Source organism: Fontibacillus forbon (assembly GCF_046559655.1).
In the GTDB taxonomy this organism is placed as follows: Bacteria; Bacillota; Bacilli; order Paenibacillales; family Paenibacillaceae; genus Fontibacillus.
Genome location: NZ_JBKGFV010000002.1, coordinates 485,037 through 498,950 on the forward strand (window position 1 = coordinate 485,037; position 13,914 = coordinate 498,950).

Annotated in this window: 16 protein-coding genes; 1 reads left to right on the forward strand and 15 read right to left on the reverse strand. The window is 37.2% G+C overall.

Annotated features, from left to right (window positions below; all coding sequences use genetic code 11):
* Positions 1-179: 179 nt before the first annotated feature.
* The 8 genes from ACLB09_RS09105 to ACLB09_RS09140 form a co-directional block, all read right to left on the reverse strand.
* Positions 180-629 carry a hypothetical protein gene (locus tag ACLB09_RS09105; RefSeq protein WP_410769496.1) on the reverse strand — a complete coding sequence of 150 codons (450 nt, stop codon included), beginning with the start codon at positions 627-629 and terminating at the stop codon, positions 180-182.
* Positions 630-849: 220 nt separating this feature from the next.
* Positions 850-1,380 carry a P-loop nucleotide/nucleoside kinase family protein gene (locus ACLB09_RS09110; protein ID WP_410769497.1) on the reverse strand — a complete coding sequence of 177 codons (531 nt, stop codon included), beginning with the start codon at positions 1,378-1,380 and terminating at the stop codon, positions 850-852.
* 239 nt (positions 1,381-1,619) lie between these two features.
* On the reverse strand, positions 1,620-2,096 hold the full coding sequence (locus ACLB09_RS09115) for a hypothetical protein (protein WP_410769498.1): 477 nt from the start codon (positions 2,094-2,096) through the stop codon (positions 1,620-1,622).
* A gap of 214 nt (positions 2,097-2,310) precedes the next feature.
* A complete protein-coding gene (locus ACLB09_RS09120; RefSeq protein ID WP_410769499.1) occupies positions 2,311-3,246 on the reverse strand; it encodes an aminoglycoside phosphotransferase family protein in 936 nt (311 codons plus the stop codon).
* 232 nt (positions 3,247-3,478) lie between these two features.
* Entirely contained in the window at positions 3,479-3,946 is a 468-nt protein-coding gene (locus ACLB09_RS09125; RefSeq protein WP_410769500.1) for a DinB family protein, read from the reverse strand.
* Positions 3,947-4,359: 413 nt separating this feature from the next.
* Positions 4,360-5,181 carry a DUF2785 domain-containing protein gene (locus ACLB09_RS09130; RefSeq protein ID WP_410769501.1) on the reverse strand — a complete coding sequence of 274 codons (822 nt, stop codon included), beginning with the start codon at positions 5,179-5,181 and terminating at the stop codon, positions 4,360-4,362.
* A 659-nt stretch (positions 5,182-5,840) separates the two neighbouring features.
* The gene (locus ACLB09_RS09135) at positions 5,841-6,305 is read right to left on the reverse strand and encodes a DinB family protein (protein ID WP_410769502.1); all 465 of its coding nucleotides are present in this window, start codon (positions 6,303-6,305) and stop codon (positions 5,841-5,843) included.
* Positions 6,306-6,655: 350 nt separating this feature from the next.
* On the reverse strand, positions 6,656-7,057 hold the full coding sequence (locus tag ACLB09_RS09140; protein WP_410769503.1) for a hypothetical protein: 402 nt from the start codon (positions 7,055-7,057) through the stop codon (positions 6,656-6,658).
* 364 nt (positions 7,058-7,421) lie between these two features.
* On the opposite strand from ACLB09_RS09140, the gene ACLB09_RS09145 reads away from it, so the two are divergent.
* Positions 7,422-7,865, forward strand: coding sequence for a very short patch repair endonuclease (locus tag ACLB09_RS09145; protein ID WP_410769504.1), 444 nt, complete (start codon positions 7,422-7,424; stop codon positions 7,863-7,865).
* 197 nt (positions 7,866-8,062) lie between these two features.
* Here the strand turns inward: ACLB09_RS09145 and ACLB09_RS09150 are convergent, their stop codons facing one another.
* From ACLB09_RS09150 to ACLB09_RS09180, 7 genes are all read right to left on the reverse strand, one after another.
* Positions 8,063-8,602 carry a ribonuclease FAU-1 family protein gene (locus tag ACLB09_RS09150; RefSeq protein WP_410769505.1) on the reverse strand — a complete coding sequence of 180 codons (540 nt, stop codon included), beginning with the start codon at positions 8,600-8,602 and terminating at the stop codon, positions 8,063-8,065.
* Positions 8,603-8,813: 211 nt separating this feature from the next.
* Positions 8,814-9,269 carry an NUDIX domain-containing protein gene (locus ACLB09_RS09155; RefSeq protein WP_410769506.1) on the reverse strand — a complete coding sequence of 152 codons (456 nt, stop codon included), beginning with the start codon at positions 9,267-9,269 and terminating at the stop codon, positions 8,814-8,816.
* A gap of 212 nt (positions 9,270-9,481) precedes the next feature.
* A complete protein-coding gene (locus ACLB09_RS09160; protein WP_410769508.1) occupies positions 9,482-10,405 on the reverse strand; it encodes a hypothetical protein in 924 nt (307 codons plus the stop codon).
* Between the two features lie 205 nt (positions 10,406-10,610).
* Positions 10,611-11,048 carry a hypothetical protein gene (locus tag ACLB09_RS09165; protein ID WP_410769510.1) on the reverse strand — a complete coding sequence of 146 codons (438 nt, stop codon included), beginning with the start codon at positions 11,046-11,048 and terminating at the stop codon, positions 10,611-10,613.
* A gap of 219 nt (positions 11,049-11,267) precedes the next feature.
* A complete protein-coding gene (locus ACLB09_RS09170; RefSeq protein ID WP_410769511.1) occupies positions 11,268-12,197 on the reverse strand; it encodes a hypothetical protein in 930 nt (309 codons plus the stop codon).
* A 12-nt stretch (positions 12,198-12,209) separates the two neighbouring features.
* Positions 12,210-12,938 carry a hypothetical protein gene (locus tag ACLB09_RS09175; protein ID WP_334073140.1) on the reverse strand — a complete coding sequence of 243 codons (729 nt, stop codon included), beginning with the start codon at positions 12,936-12,938 and terminating at the stop codon, positions 12,210-12,212.
* 303 nt (positions 12,939-13,241) lie between these two features.
* Positions 13,242-13,886, reverse strand: a complete 645-nt coding sequence (locus ACLB09_RS09180) for a hypothetical protein (RefSeq protein ID WP_410769512.1) — start codon at positions 13,884-13,886, stop codon at positions 13,242-13,244.
* Positions 13,887-13,914: the final 28 nt, after the last annotated feature.

Sequence of the window (13,914 nt, forward strand, 5' to 3'; positions counted from 1 at the left end):
GAACCCCTACCGACTTAAGGCCCGTAAGGGCCGGCCTCGATGCGGTTAGTCGGTGCAGGGTTGTCTGCTGATTCAGCTTCACAGAGTTGCCTCTTGCAGACCAAGGGCCACCAGGCCCGCAGCGTAGATACGGTGTTATCTGATGCCAGTGACATCCTGAGTTTCTTTCTTCGTTCTTTCTATATCCACCTTTTTATTCTACCCGCGGTTACATTTATTCCGTTCTTATCAGCCCATTCTTTTAAATCCTCAACATTCTTTTCTTCATCATACTTGAACCGAAAGTGCAGATCATTTGATATGTACTTTTTCCCGTACAGCTTGATACCAATACTCTGAATAAAATATCCTTGTATAATGATCTTCTCGATCATATGAATTTGAACCTCGGCATTATTCAGCTTTATTTTGTCATTCGTTATTTCAAATTTATTATCTTTCCTTAATATCTTAGTTAATAGCGCAAATATAACAATTGCTGTTATAAAAGAAATTATTATTGACATAACAAAGATTAATAATGATTTAACTCGCAATGCTAATATTAATTGGCTCAAAGCTAGTAATGTATAAACTAGCAACTGATAATACATGGATACAGGAATTTTTATTCTATATATCTTGTTCATTAGTTGTTGTATCACCTCTCACTGGTTACAGATAACGTTTTGTATTAACGAACCCGAAAGGCTTAAGGCGCATTGCGCCGGATCGGCAGACTAAGCCTTGCAGGGTTGTCAGCAGCATCCGCTTCTCTGCCAATAACTTCTGCTGACCGAGGGACGAACGCCCAGATGCGTTAATACGGTGTTATCCGATGGACTTGCCTTCCTGATTCTGCTTTTACTTTCATTCGTTTATGTATTCTAGAACTTTTGGCAAGTAATCTGCGATTGGCTTCGATGAATCTACCACTATAAACTTCTCTTCTTCTGGTTTTTTACTGTTTTTTATGGTCCAATAAAATCCTTCATCTGATGATGGAGCTTCGATTTGACTCAGGAGTATTTCTCGATTTTTTAATCGATATCTAATTAATTCAATGTCTTCTATGTAACATTCCACATACTTGTACTTCTTTTTGTGTTTTCTCGCTAATTCAAGTCCGGTTTCTAATAAATTGCTATACAAACATGGACTATCCATGATTACACTGTGTCCATTCGATAAATAATAATCTACCAACGACCAATCTACATCATAGGACAGTTGTCCTAGTACTTTACCCTCCATCGTGTAACCTTGTGATGATAACGATTTTAAGATTGCTGTTTTTGAAATGTCATGATCGACAATGACAGCTCCAGTTGTTTGGCTAATCTGTCTTGCTAAAGTCGACTTTCCTGACCCTGGGAATCCTGACATCTGTAAAAAAAACATACATACACCTCTATCTTTATAATAGTATTGCGAGTCTTTCGGATAACGTTCCCGTATTCACGACGTTGAGAGGCTTAAGGTCACGAAGTGACCGGCTGCGCTTGCGCAGTTAGCCTCGCAGATGTGCCCGTCTGATTCCGCTTCTCTGTCTATTTCCTCGGGCGGACCGAGGAACCGTCAGGTTCTGATGCGTGAATATGGTGTTATACGCAGTACCTGGCATCTCCGAGTATGCCTCATCATAGTTCCATATGTTTATAAATTCTTTCAATACATCTATAACTCTCTTTACTAAAGAACAATTTAGGCACCTTATCTAGCCATTCAACTCCAGTTTCTAAAAACATGTTCTTTTCAATTAACTCTCTTGGATTATTCTTATCGATCCCTAGCCGATTCCACTTTACGAACTTATTACTTGTTTCTACTTCTGCTACAATCACTGTACAAGACAGATCGCAATCATCAGGGCACATTAGAACAGGCATTATCTTAACTTCATCATTCATGTCACACGCTTGCTCAACTAATCTCCTCTCATCCATTAAACTAATCCAGTCCACTATTGTTGGAATCAATCCTAATAAAAAACCATCGGGGTATAGTTCATCCAACATAATGTCCAATGGTATTCCATCAATTAAAATTGAAGGGTGATTATTACTAACATATTTACTCTTCAAATTCTTAACTGATATTTGATTTATTATTTTCATTCTCCTTGAGGTCCTTTCAAAAAAATCTCAGGTATTGCGTATAACGTTTGTGTATCTACGAATCCTCACCACCTTAAAGGAGCAAAGCAACTGGCCGCGATGCGGTTAGGAGGTACAGGGTTGTCTGCTGAACCGCATCCTGGAAATCCCTCTTGCAGACCAAGGTTCGTAAGTAGATATGATGTTAGGCGATGCCGCTTCTTTTTCGAACAACTCACAAGTTTATTAATCTATTATTATATATTTGATTCATTAGATTCCTTCCATACTCTTTAACTCTTGGTGAGTTATTTTGGGTTCCCCAATAGATATCACTCATTGCCATCTTAATGCAGCAAATTTTTATTTGTATGTTCTTCTCCTTAATTACATCAAGACCATAACCTTTGAAAAAAGCTTTCATGGCTGATTCATTGCCCGTGAAATATCTCTCAAATAATATAGAGAAATTGTCCACATCAATGCCCCATAGCATATTTTCGAAGTCGATCATTCCGGTAAAATTTCCATCTTCATCAACTAACCAATTCCCAGGAGTTGAATCCCAACTAATAGGGACAGGTTTTGTATGTTCAAAAGTATCCACATTCTGAAGTGCCCATTCCAGTACTTCAACTTCCGAAGGTTCTAATAACCCTTCATGTATGCATTTACTTGCAATATCACTGATTGAGTTATTAACATAGTTAACGGGATCCCTATGATGAATCAACTCAATTGGATTTCCATCTTTATCGGGTCGTCCAAACCATTCCCCAGTTCGCGAGTTATGTATTGATCTCGTTAGTTCACCAGCCTTAAAATAAGCGACATCAACGGCATCAAGATCCAATTCCGTTTCTCTCATGATCGTACCAGCAATTGATGTTATTAATATTGCTTGCCAACTATCGCCCTCGAAAACTTTGATTAATTCCGGTACATATGGTTTCAAGTGGTAAACCCAGTTATTATAAGCATAAACTTCAGGGTGCCATCTCTGTTTTCTTGTATAGGTCTTCAAATAATAACATTTATTATCGATATTAGATCTGATCTTCCAAACCCCAGTCCTCGTGCTATTAGGTCTATAATTATTTATTAATTGAAATGGTCCAATAACGGATTGAACTAATCCATATAATTCAGGATATAATTCTAATTGCTCCATGAAATCCTCCTTAATAAACACTCCCGAGATATTACTACAAAATAATCTTAAGCGGTTTCGCCTAACGTTCCCGTATTCACGAACCCGAGAACCTTAAGCCCCCCACGGGGGCGGCCGCGACCGCGGTTAGGTTCACAGGGTTGTCCGTCTGACTCTACTTCTCGAAATGCCCCGGGGCGGACCAAGGGACGGCGCCAGCCGGCCCGCAGCGTGAATGCGGTGTTAGACGAAGTTATTGCCTTTCTAAGTTGCCTACAATTATTTGTTCTAAATGGTGTAGTAAATGTTCAACATAATCCTCAACCAACCATCCGTACGTTTCTACTTCTCCATTAACTTGAACAGTTCTATCTGTGAAATCTCGATCATTTGTATAACGGAGTACATTTATAATTTGCTTATTCTGAAGTGACCACAAGTTAATAACCTCTTCAAAGGTAAAGGATTTTTGGTAGTTGTTCGCTTCGACTAAAAGAACCTGGTTATAGGGATGAAGTATTTGAGACTCCTCTGATTGTAGAACATCTAAAAACCTCTTATGGTTATTTGCCGCAGAATCGCATAAATGTCCTAATATTTCTTTCTTAGACCATTTATTCGGGCCAGGTTTTACTTGTGAATTAAATTCTGAGATAGTTTTTAACTGCTTAGTCTTCTCTTCAATAATCAATTCTAAAAACTGAGCATAGTTCTTCTTCATTGACTCTCCATCTCCTTAAAATCTATTGCAATAATTTCGCCTAACGTTGCGAATTCCTGACGTTCAATCGGCTTAAGGACCGAAGGTCCGGGTGGCTCTGCCACTTAGCCGATTGAATGTGTCGCCTGAATTCACTTCTCCGAAATCCCCCTGGGCGACCGAAGGCGAATGCCCGCAGTAGGAATGCTGTGTTATCGGATGTCAGCGTCTTCTTTGAATATCCCTCAACTTTAGTTCTCTTTAACTATCGTGTCCCGTTAGTTCAGCGGAATCCGCCATGTGCTTTGTTAATCGTAATTCTAAGCAAGCTGCCCTTTGTGTGGAGGGAAATTCCCTGAGGGCTATTTTTGCCTGTACCGATTTGAAATTGAGACGGACAAGTGAGGGTGCTTTTTCCCTCACTTTTTTCATAATTAGGAATAGTATACTTTTTCTATTTTATATAATGTATGCTCGATAGTTGGGCAGAGATCGGCATCTGCTTTGTAAAATTTGACTCGAAAGTATAAACTTTTTAAAAAGTTCTTTATATTATTTTTTTGCTTAAAGGCAGGAAGAAATTCTGAACTTTTCTCCACAGCACCAAAACTTTGAATCCATTGCTCTACATAAGTCTGACTAAGTATTTTTCTATTTAAAACACTGATTATGGATGTTACCATTCGCTCATCTTCCCCATCGGAGTAAATACGGTCTGTTATGATCACCTTTTTGTAAACCAAATCGAGGATGGTTAAGAGGTCGTTGTTATCCAGTTCGGAACATTGAGCCAGATCGTCTAAAGTATCTGCTGCATGGGCTATCGCATGGGCCCAGCCTTTTTCTTCGTCATAACCACGGTAATCCCGCTCTTCTTGTACATTGTAAAATACTCTCTCTTTGATCTGATGAATTTGCTCTCTTGAGAGAAATGGTAATTCTCTATGCCTCATGAAGAGTAGCGGTATCACTAGCATAGAGAAGGATCGAGTGAAGACAGAGTCTGTATTTGTTTCACCAAGCTTAAAAAGCAAATGGTTATTGTCCAAAACAACGGGTAGAAGCTGTTCTAGTTCGTTTCCAGTTAGAGAATTACCAGGAATCCAATGTGATAAGGTTGTATAAATTAGCTCATCACGCAGCTCGGCATCCACAGAACCAATGTTAGTTATCATTTCTTGTATCAATTGAAAGGTATTGGGAGGTGCTTGGTAGCCATTTTCTTTTATTAATATCAATTTTTCTTTTAGCTTCATATTACACACTCCTACTAGAAATTTTCCGAACTGACTTTTTTAAGGGTTTCTACTGACTATGCGGCTTCTTCCGTACCCCTTCTTCCCTTACTATAAGGTACAGATAGGATCAGATACAATTCCACATATAGAAGCGAAAATGTATATTCCACTATTTATATAAGGGTATTTCTTGCCTTACTTTGGCTACAAAAATTTTAACTTGTAGGGCAATAGCGTGACATCTTATTATTATCATATAGGTCAACTTGGTTCATCTATTTTAATATCACGCCTGTTGATTAGCCAAATATAACCTATTCAAATAGAACAATAAAACCCTGCCTAAAAGATGTGCGATTCGGAACCCATGAAAAGCAGGTAACACCGCTATCCTGCCCGTTAGGTGAATAGCTTCTAATCAATGGATTATTGAGGGTTTTTATGTGTTCGCTGTTTTCCTATAACGTTCTTATGTTCACGACGTCCATTCCCCTTAGATAGCTCTTATCTTAGGGGGATGTATGTGTCCGCAGCTTATACTTCTCTGAATCCACTTCTGGGACCGAGGGCGATGCCCGATGCGTGAACACGGCGTTAGACGAAGATGTTGCCATCATTGAGAAACTATAACGTTTTTAGTTAAATTATTACGAGACATCGAATTAATTACGTCCTGCTTAACTGTCCAACTGCCGTTTAATTGCTTGGATCGCACTCAAATGCAGTCCTTCATGGAAAATTGTTCTGATGAGTACTTGCTCAATTGTATGGATCCCCATTTCTGTAGGGGCAAACTCCTCCTCCAAACGGTCCTGATACTTCTCCTGGATGGTAAACGGTTGCTGTTGTAACATCGGAATGAGCTGAGAAAATGTCGGTGTTTCATCATTAAACCGGGAAGGACTTGAACCATATCCAAACCATTCAATGAACTTCATAGGAATAGGCATTTCGTCTTTCGTAAGTACTCGTATCCATAAGTATTGATCCACAAAGATATGACCAAGATTCCACCGAATATTATTATTAAATCCTCTTGGTATAATCTCTGACTCCTCCTCAGATACCCCTGCCACCATTTCCAGTAATTCTCCCCGGTATGTATTCAATTGCTCAAACAAGACCTCATGCCTTCTTTCCATACTGGAACCCCCCTTTTTGAGTTTGTAATATTTTGAGTAAATGATGGTTTATATGATTTTTCAATAAATTACTCTCTACTATGCACTTGCAACAATTTCGTCTAACGTCTTTGTATTCACGAACCCTCACTGGCTTAAGGCAACCGGTCGATCCAGCGCAGCGATCGGCCCTGCCGGGTCGAAGACTTAGCCAGTGCAGGGTTGTCCGCTGAATCAACTTCATCGAAATCCCTCTAACGGACCGAGGGGTGTTAGCCCCGAAGCGTGAATGCGGTGTTATATGATAGTGCGACACTTCTTGTTCAGAGGATGCCATGGATGGAATCCTTTTACAATTTCTTTGAGGATTATTATGCTATGATTAACATGAATCTAACTTCTTCCTTTGATGCTTTAAGTAATACATATCTTAGTGAAGTTAATTCTTCTATTATTTCATCCTTATCTTCAATAATTTCTTCTTCTAATTTGCCATTATTTATTTCACATAAAAGTGCATTTACTGTATTCAAACCTTCCTTTGATTCAAACCAAGTCCATTCATTTTTCGATAACTCTAAATCTGATGGGTCACCATCAAAACCCTCTGGAACTTCCATATGAGCACCATCAAAGCTCGATAACGGTGTAACCTCTAGACTTATTGCCAATTCATCTAATATTTCAACATTATCTAATATTGCTCTTGCTTCTACACTATTCTCTACTCCAAAATCTTCATCTTCGAACAAAGGATATATCACTAATGACATCAAAGCACCTCCATTGATTTCTAGTTTTTTATAAAATTTTCAAGCTACTTCTAATTCACTATACTAATACTCCAGTTCTTTTTTGAAGCCATGAATGGCGATGTTTTTGTCGCATTTCGTATAACGTTCTTGTATTCACGAAACTCCCCAGCCTTAGATAGCTCTTATCTTAGGCTGGGGCGTTTGTTGTTTGAGACTTCTTCCATGATCATACAACTGACAACCGAGGGGCGATAGCCCCGATGCGTGAATACGGTGTTATGTGATGTTCGAGACATCTCTGCGTAGGCTTACAAAGATTGCCTTTTTAGTACCATTAAGCTATCATCAGAACAAATGTTCCTATATATAGGAGGGGTTTATTATGTCTCGCAAAAGAACCGAAAAAGAGAATTTCCTAGTCATGAGTTCAATTAGAGGAAAAAATACAAAACTTGAACAATCTGTTTCAAAAGCGATTTGGAGAAAAGGTATTCGATTCCGGAAAAATGTAACAGGCTTATTCGGCAAACCTGACATTGCAATCAAAAAATATAAAATTGTAATTTTCATTGATTCTTGCTTTTGGCATGGATGTTCACTTCACTATAAGCAACCCAGAAAAAATCCTGAATATTGGGAAAAGAAAATTACTCGAAACATCCAACGAGACATTGAGGTAACTCAATACTATCTAAAAAAAGAATGGACTCTTATTCGAGTCTGGGAACATGAACTTAAACGCGACTTTGACAATATAATCGATCAAATAGCTGATTGTATTAATACTAGTATTATTCATTACTCTTCAATGAGTCATGCTGCATAGTACCCGTATTTCACATAACGTTTCCGTGTTCACGACGTCCATTCACCTTAAGGACCTTTAGGTCCGGCCGCGATGCGGTTAGGTGAATGGATGTGTCTCGGCATCTACTTCCCCGACTTATCTTCCGGGACCGAGGCGGCTTGTCCGCCGAAGCGTGAACACATTGTTATCAGATGTCAGTGCCATCTTTGATCTTCCTACTTCAAATCCTTCAAAAACCGATAATACCTTTCGGTCGAATTCAATAGATAGTTTCTTCCTTCTTTTAGAGAAGTTACAAGTTCAGAGGCTATAAACTTTGCATATTCATGTTCCTCTTTAGTAATATCATTGTTACGAAGTGCATCGTCCAATTCATCTTCATCAAGTACAAATACCTCTCCGTTTGGTAATGCGACCACGTCAATATATAAGTCATCACAATATGGGATTCCCTCGATCGAAGCACCAACTGATTTCACAATGTCAAAATAACATTGTATTAAACGGCCTTCCTGATCATAGGTGGACGTTAAAACAAATTGACCATGAATCGGAAAATGCTGGAGCCAAACGTATCCATCATCAACAATACATAATCGATTTGCCTCGTATGTAACCCATAATGGTTCTCTTACTTTGTTCAACGACAAGTATGCAACGTGACCATAGTAATTCTGCTCATCAATGAAAATGCTCGTATACGATTTGTCTATTATTCTCGACCAGTTTGGCCGATCAGCATATTTCCTCTTCATCGATTTCTCCTTCAAAACCATATTGCACTGATTTCTGATAACGTCTTTGTATTTCACGAAACGCCCCAGCCTTAGATAGCTCTTATCTTAGGCTGGGGCGTTTGCTGTCTGAGCTTCTTCCATGATTATACATCTGGCAACCAAGGGGCGATAGCTCCGATGCGTGAATACTGTGTTATATGATGCTAGTGCCCCCTTGCTTATTCCAACATCACGTTCTTAATATTGTTTTTATATCGTTTTTCAAGTCTTCAAATACAGGTCTTTGTACTATACTTATTTCTTCAATATCTATTTCTTCAAGGGGTTTAAATTCAAGCCTTAAAGATTCATGGTTTTCATCATGATAAATAAGTGTATTATCCTCAAGAAGTACCCCTTCAATATCTGCTTTAACATTAAATATGAACATTACAAAAACAACTTCATTGCCATCGGGGTACCTATACTTCATGCGCGGGCCACTATAAACGGTATATAAATCATATTCCGTTACTTCTAATCCTGTCTCTTCAAACACTTCACGAATCATTGTTTCCTCAACGGATTCACCTGCGTTCATCCCACCACCAGGAAGTCCCCAATCACCATAATCCGATCTTCTCTGTAGCAATATTCTATTTTGGTGATCTCGTATGATAGCTCCACCCGTCACTATAATTCTCATCTTTGTATTCCCTCACTGGTTTAATAATTATTCTTGCGCTAGTTTCATATAACGTTCTTGTATTCACGAAACGCCCCAGCCCTAGATAGCTCTTATCTTAGGCTGGGTCGTTTGTTGTCTGAGCTTCTTCCACGATTATACATCTGACAACCAAGGGGCGGTAGCCCTGCAGCGTGAATACGGTGTTATATGCTGTCTATGCCATCTCCGTATTACTCCCATTGGCTTAAAAAATTGTTTTTGTTTGTTATACATAAATCCCTAATGACTAAGTAAGAAGCAAAAACTTTGTCCATTTCTTCCGCAAATTCATCAATTTTAGAAAAAAAACTTGGGGGGCGTTCCATTATGAAAAACAAAAGGAAATAACTGAAACTTTCCACCAAAAGAAATATTGAGATAATATGTTTGTTTGTTTCTGCACTGATACCTCCAAGAACAGCTTTTTCATACATTCTATTATGGTTTAACGATGGTAATAGTAGAGAATTACGAGAAGCAATAATTGAAGAGTGGACTGAACTAGAAAAAAGGCTCTTAAGTTCTTTTTTGTTCTTTAAATATGACTGTTTAAAGTTATGATCTAAGTTGCATTCTTCGAGTAATTCTTTTATCTTAGAATCAATTTTCCCATAAGCAATATTTTCTCTCCAAAATTTATCTTCAGAATAATTGTTATCCAATACTTCATAAAAGTGATTTGAAAAATCTTTATCAAACAAAGCTACAAGAATAATATCTATTGTTTCAATAATTGTTCTTGATATTATTCTTGCAGGCTCTTCAAATCCACTTAGAACTAGCCTTCTCATTGATACCAAAAGATTACATAATCGAGAAATATAAATGGTAAACACAACCGACTCTTTTTTATCATCCTCTTTGTTTACTTCTTCATTATTTACAAACGCTAGTTCATAAACATAATGTGTAAATTCAATTCCTTCATCTAAAATTTTCAGATAGTAATCGTGTTCATTTAATATTGAATTCTCTATATAGTCTTCTATAATAGAAATTTTTGATACGAGTGGTTCTCTCTCTATTTTCTTTTTTGTAAAAATCCCCATTGAATGCTTTTCCCAAAGTCTATTGATCTTATAATCAATTGAAATTTTCCTTCGGCTAAAATTCATAACATGTTCCTCCGCTTTGCATAGATTGCGTATAACGTTCTTGTATCTACGAACCCGAGAGGCTAAAAGGAGCGAAAGTGACTGGGTCCGACGTACTTAGCCTCGCAGGGTTGTTCGCTGATTCTACTTCCATGAAATCCCCTTCTTGCGAACCAAGGGCGTAGCCCGTAGCGTAGATACAGTGTTAGACGGAGTACCTGACTTCCTAGAAAATACCCTCATCCCATAATGTTAATCCCTTAATCTCGATCCTTACCCAATCATTCATTCTTATATTTGTAATATCGTAATCCTCGTTACTAATACTGAAATCCATGTCTTGAACTGAAATTATTATTAGCTCACCATCATCACTAATAAAACTAACATTACCATTTGCTATATATGAATTTAACTCAGCATTGTATTGAACTAAGTATTTCATACAATTCGAATTTGTTATATTGACTACTTCTTCTTGAGATGTCTCTACTGAATAATTCTTAAATAACTCTATTGGTTCGTCTTTATATGGAATGAAATAACATCTCCCTTCAACCAGAGGGTGTCGAAAATCAACCCAGTATCCAAGGGTACCATTACTATGTAGTATCTTAGTGTTTGATTGATCAGTGTTTATGATTTGAATTTCAATAATTTTCACATCCTTCAGGTATTTCGTCTAACGTTTCCGCATCTGCGACGCGACCCGGCCTTAGATAGCTCTTATCTTAGGCCGGGTCGTTTGTTGTCTGAATATTCTTCTATGCATTTAACTTCTGACAACCAAGGGGCGAATGCCCCGCAGCGTAGATGCATTGTTAAGTGATGTTACTGCCATCTTGAATACACTGAATAAAAAAACTTTGGATAGTTATCACTCTTAATTTGTAGGAGTAAAGTTATCAATATTATGTTGACCTACTATCCTTTCAGCCTCTTTGATTCCGCTAGACAATAGTTTGTGAAATGCCCTTTTCTTTTCTGTTTTTTTATCAAACATAGTGCCACCTTTATCAAATGAATACTGAACCTGTCTTTCAGTTGCAGGAAGCCTAAACTTATTTTTAAAAACTGCTACTATATCATCATATGAGAAATATTCAATTCCCTTCTCTCTTGAGTATATCAACATTACAACCAATAACTGATCGATAAACTTTTCTAAAGAAGAAACATCACAATACTTCTCCAAGTTAAGTTCATCCAAAGATATATTTAGTAAACTAGATTCCGAAGCAACCTTCCGGCTCTTTGGTGATTTCTTTACAGGTGTTGTGGCTTCTGAAGGAGTATAATCTTGACACCATTCAATTCCAGAGGTTAATACATAGAATGATTTAAGGCCATCCTTCTTTTCTTTTGATTCACCAAGATATCCTTTAGTTATATTTTTGTTGATAGCATCGCTTATATTTTTTGGTTTTGAAATTCTTGCTTCAGTATATTTAGCCTCAATATCTTTAACTGTAAAAGGACTGATGTCTTCTATTTGATCTAAAAAATAAGCAACACCCAACACTCTTTCCACTTCTTTGCTAAATGATTTAATTTTTAAAAAGGCGGCTATTGAATCATAGGAATTAATATTATTGTTCGACGAGATATTAGTCAAAGCAGGAGTACCAGATGCTTCTGTAATATCTTGTACCACCTCTAATATTTGGGGGCCAGTTGAAACAACAGGAGAAACAGCATTTATGGCAGTTGGCAATAAGCTAAAAAATTGCTCTCTTTCTCTTTCAATTAGTTCACTATCTCCTTCTACTTCAAATTCAATAGTGCCTAATTTAATGCGTAATTTATTTGTCAAGCTTATCTCCTCCTAGTGAATTAATCCTGCAATATAAAATAATTCTTCAAGACAGACACGGTAAGTTTGTTTTATGTCATCAATATCGCTTTTTCGCGTATTAAAATGTATTTTATGTGCGGCAAAATTCCCTAAATCTCTAATTGAATCGTATTCTTTACGTGACCTTGATATATTTAAAGTTCTATTCTGTATAGCGTTTGCTACAATTCTTTCAAGCATTACATAATCACCGTGTCCATCCTTAATTTGATCTTGGATTCCTTTACTTTCATACGCGAGAATTAAAGAAACTTCAAAAACTCGCCGCATAAGTACAGCGCAAGCATCATAACAATTATTCTTATAGCTGCTATTAATTTGCTTAATGAGTTTATCTATAAATCCTCGCTTTCCCAAAAACAAAGCTTCATCAAGTATTTCACTCGAAGATATAACTTCTTCGATATTATTAAATATAGGCCCAATTTCATCTTGTAGTTTTTGCTTAATGGTAGGTGTTATCATATATTCAGTTCCTTTGCCAATCTTTTTGAAATCTTTTGATTTAGAAAGGTAACTTTTGATTCGTGATACATTCGAGATAGGATGACCAATTTCTTTTAGCATTTGAACAATGTTATCAAGGGCGAAGGAAGTAGTCTTCTCAGTAATATTCAAAAAAAAGGCAAGTAATTGTACTTTCTCCAATTCTGTTTTTTCTGCTAGATTTACAGTCATTATATATTTGTTAAGATTCATAATACTCTCCCTAAATTTATATCTTGGGTACAATGTAATTTATTTACTCTTACACACCATTATACTTCATTTATATAACATATATAGATCCATTATTATTGAGGTGACTTATTGGAATTTTATTTGCAGTAATTTCACTTAACGTTCTTGTGTTCATGACGTCCATTCCCCTTAGATAGCTCTTATCTTAGGGGAATGGATGTGTCTGCAGCCCATACTTCTCTGGATGACTTCTGCAGACCGAGGGCGGCTGCCCGATGCGTGAACACTTTGTTATGCGCTGTTACTGCCATCTTGAAATGCTTAAGCGGTTTCCCTTTCATTAAGAAGATTATTCAAACTAGCCAATACACGGAACGACATATTAATAAATTCATTTGATTCACTAGGGCTCGCACTAAAATTATTACTATGAACTGCTTCATTCCTTATCTTTCGCAAAGTATCACAGATTTCAAAAACATCGTGAGTAATAATATTCTTCTGGAATAATTCTCTAAGTATTTGAACCGGGGCCATATTGATACTTCTTAGACTGTGTTGCTCAGCTAAATTACGAAGTGCTTCCTCAACAAGTAACCAAGAATCAATTATTCCACCGCGAGATGAATTCAAATTAAGATCTTTTATGTAGTTCATTCTCTCTAATGTATTGGGGTTATTTAACAATTCGGGATTTTTAATAACTTCAGTTGTTTGAGGGAGTTGCGCCTCATCTGCCTTCCTTTCAACCTCTTCTAATTCTTTATTAAAGTCTAATTCAAATTCTTTATATCTTAATTTCTTTAGCGCAGGAATTAAATCTTTAATGGGTTTCTTTAATAATATTACAATTACTAAAACAGCAACGGGCCAAGCCAAAGTTTTTAATACTAAAAGTAAGCCAATCCATGGTATCACTCCATTTTTTTGATCTGCAGTAATTGCGTATAACGGTCTTGTATTCACGAAACGCCCCAGCCTTAGATAGCTTTTA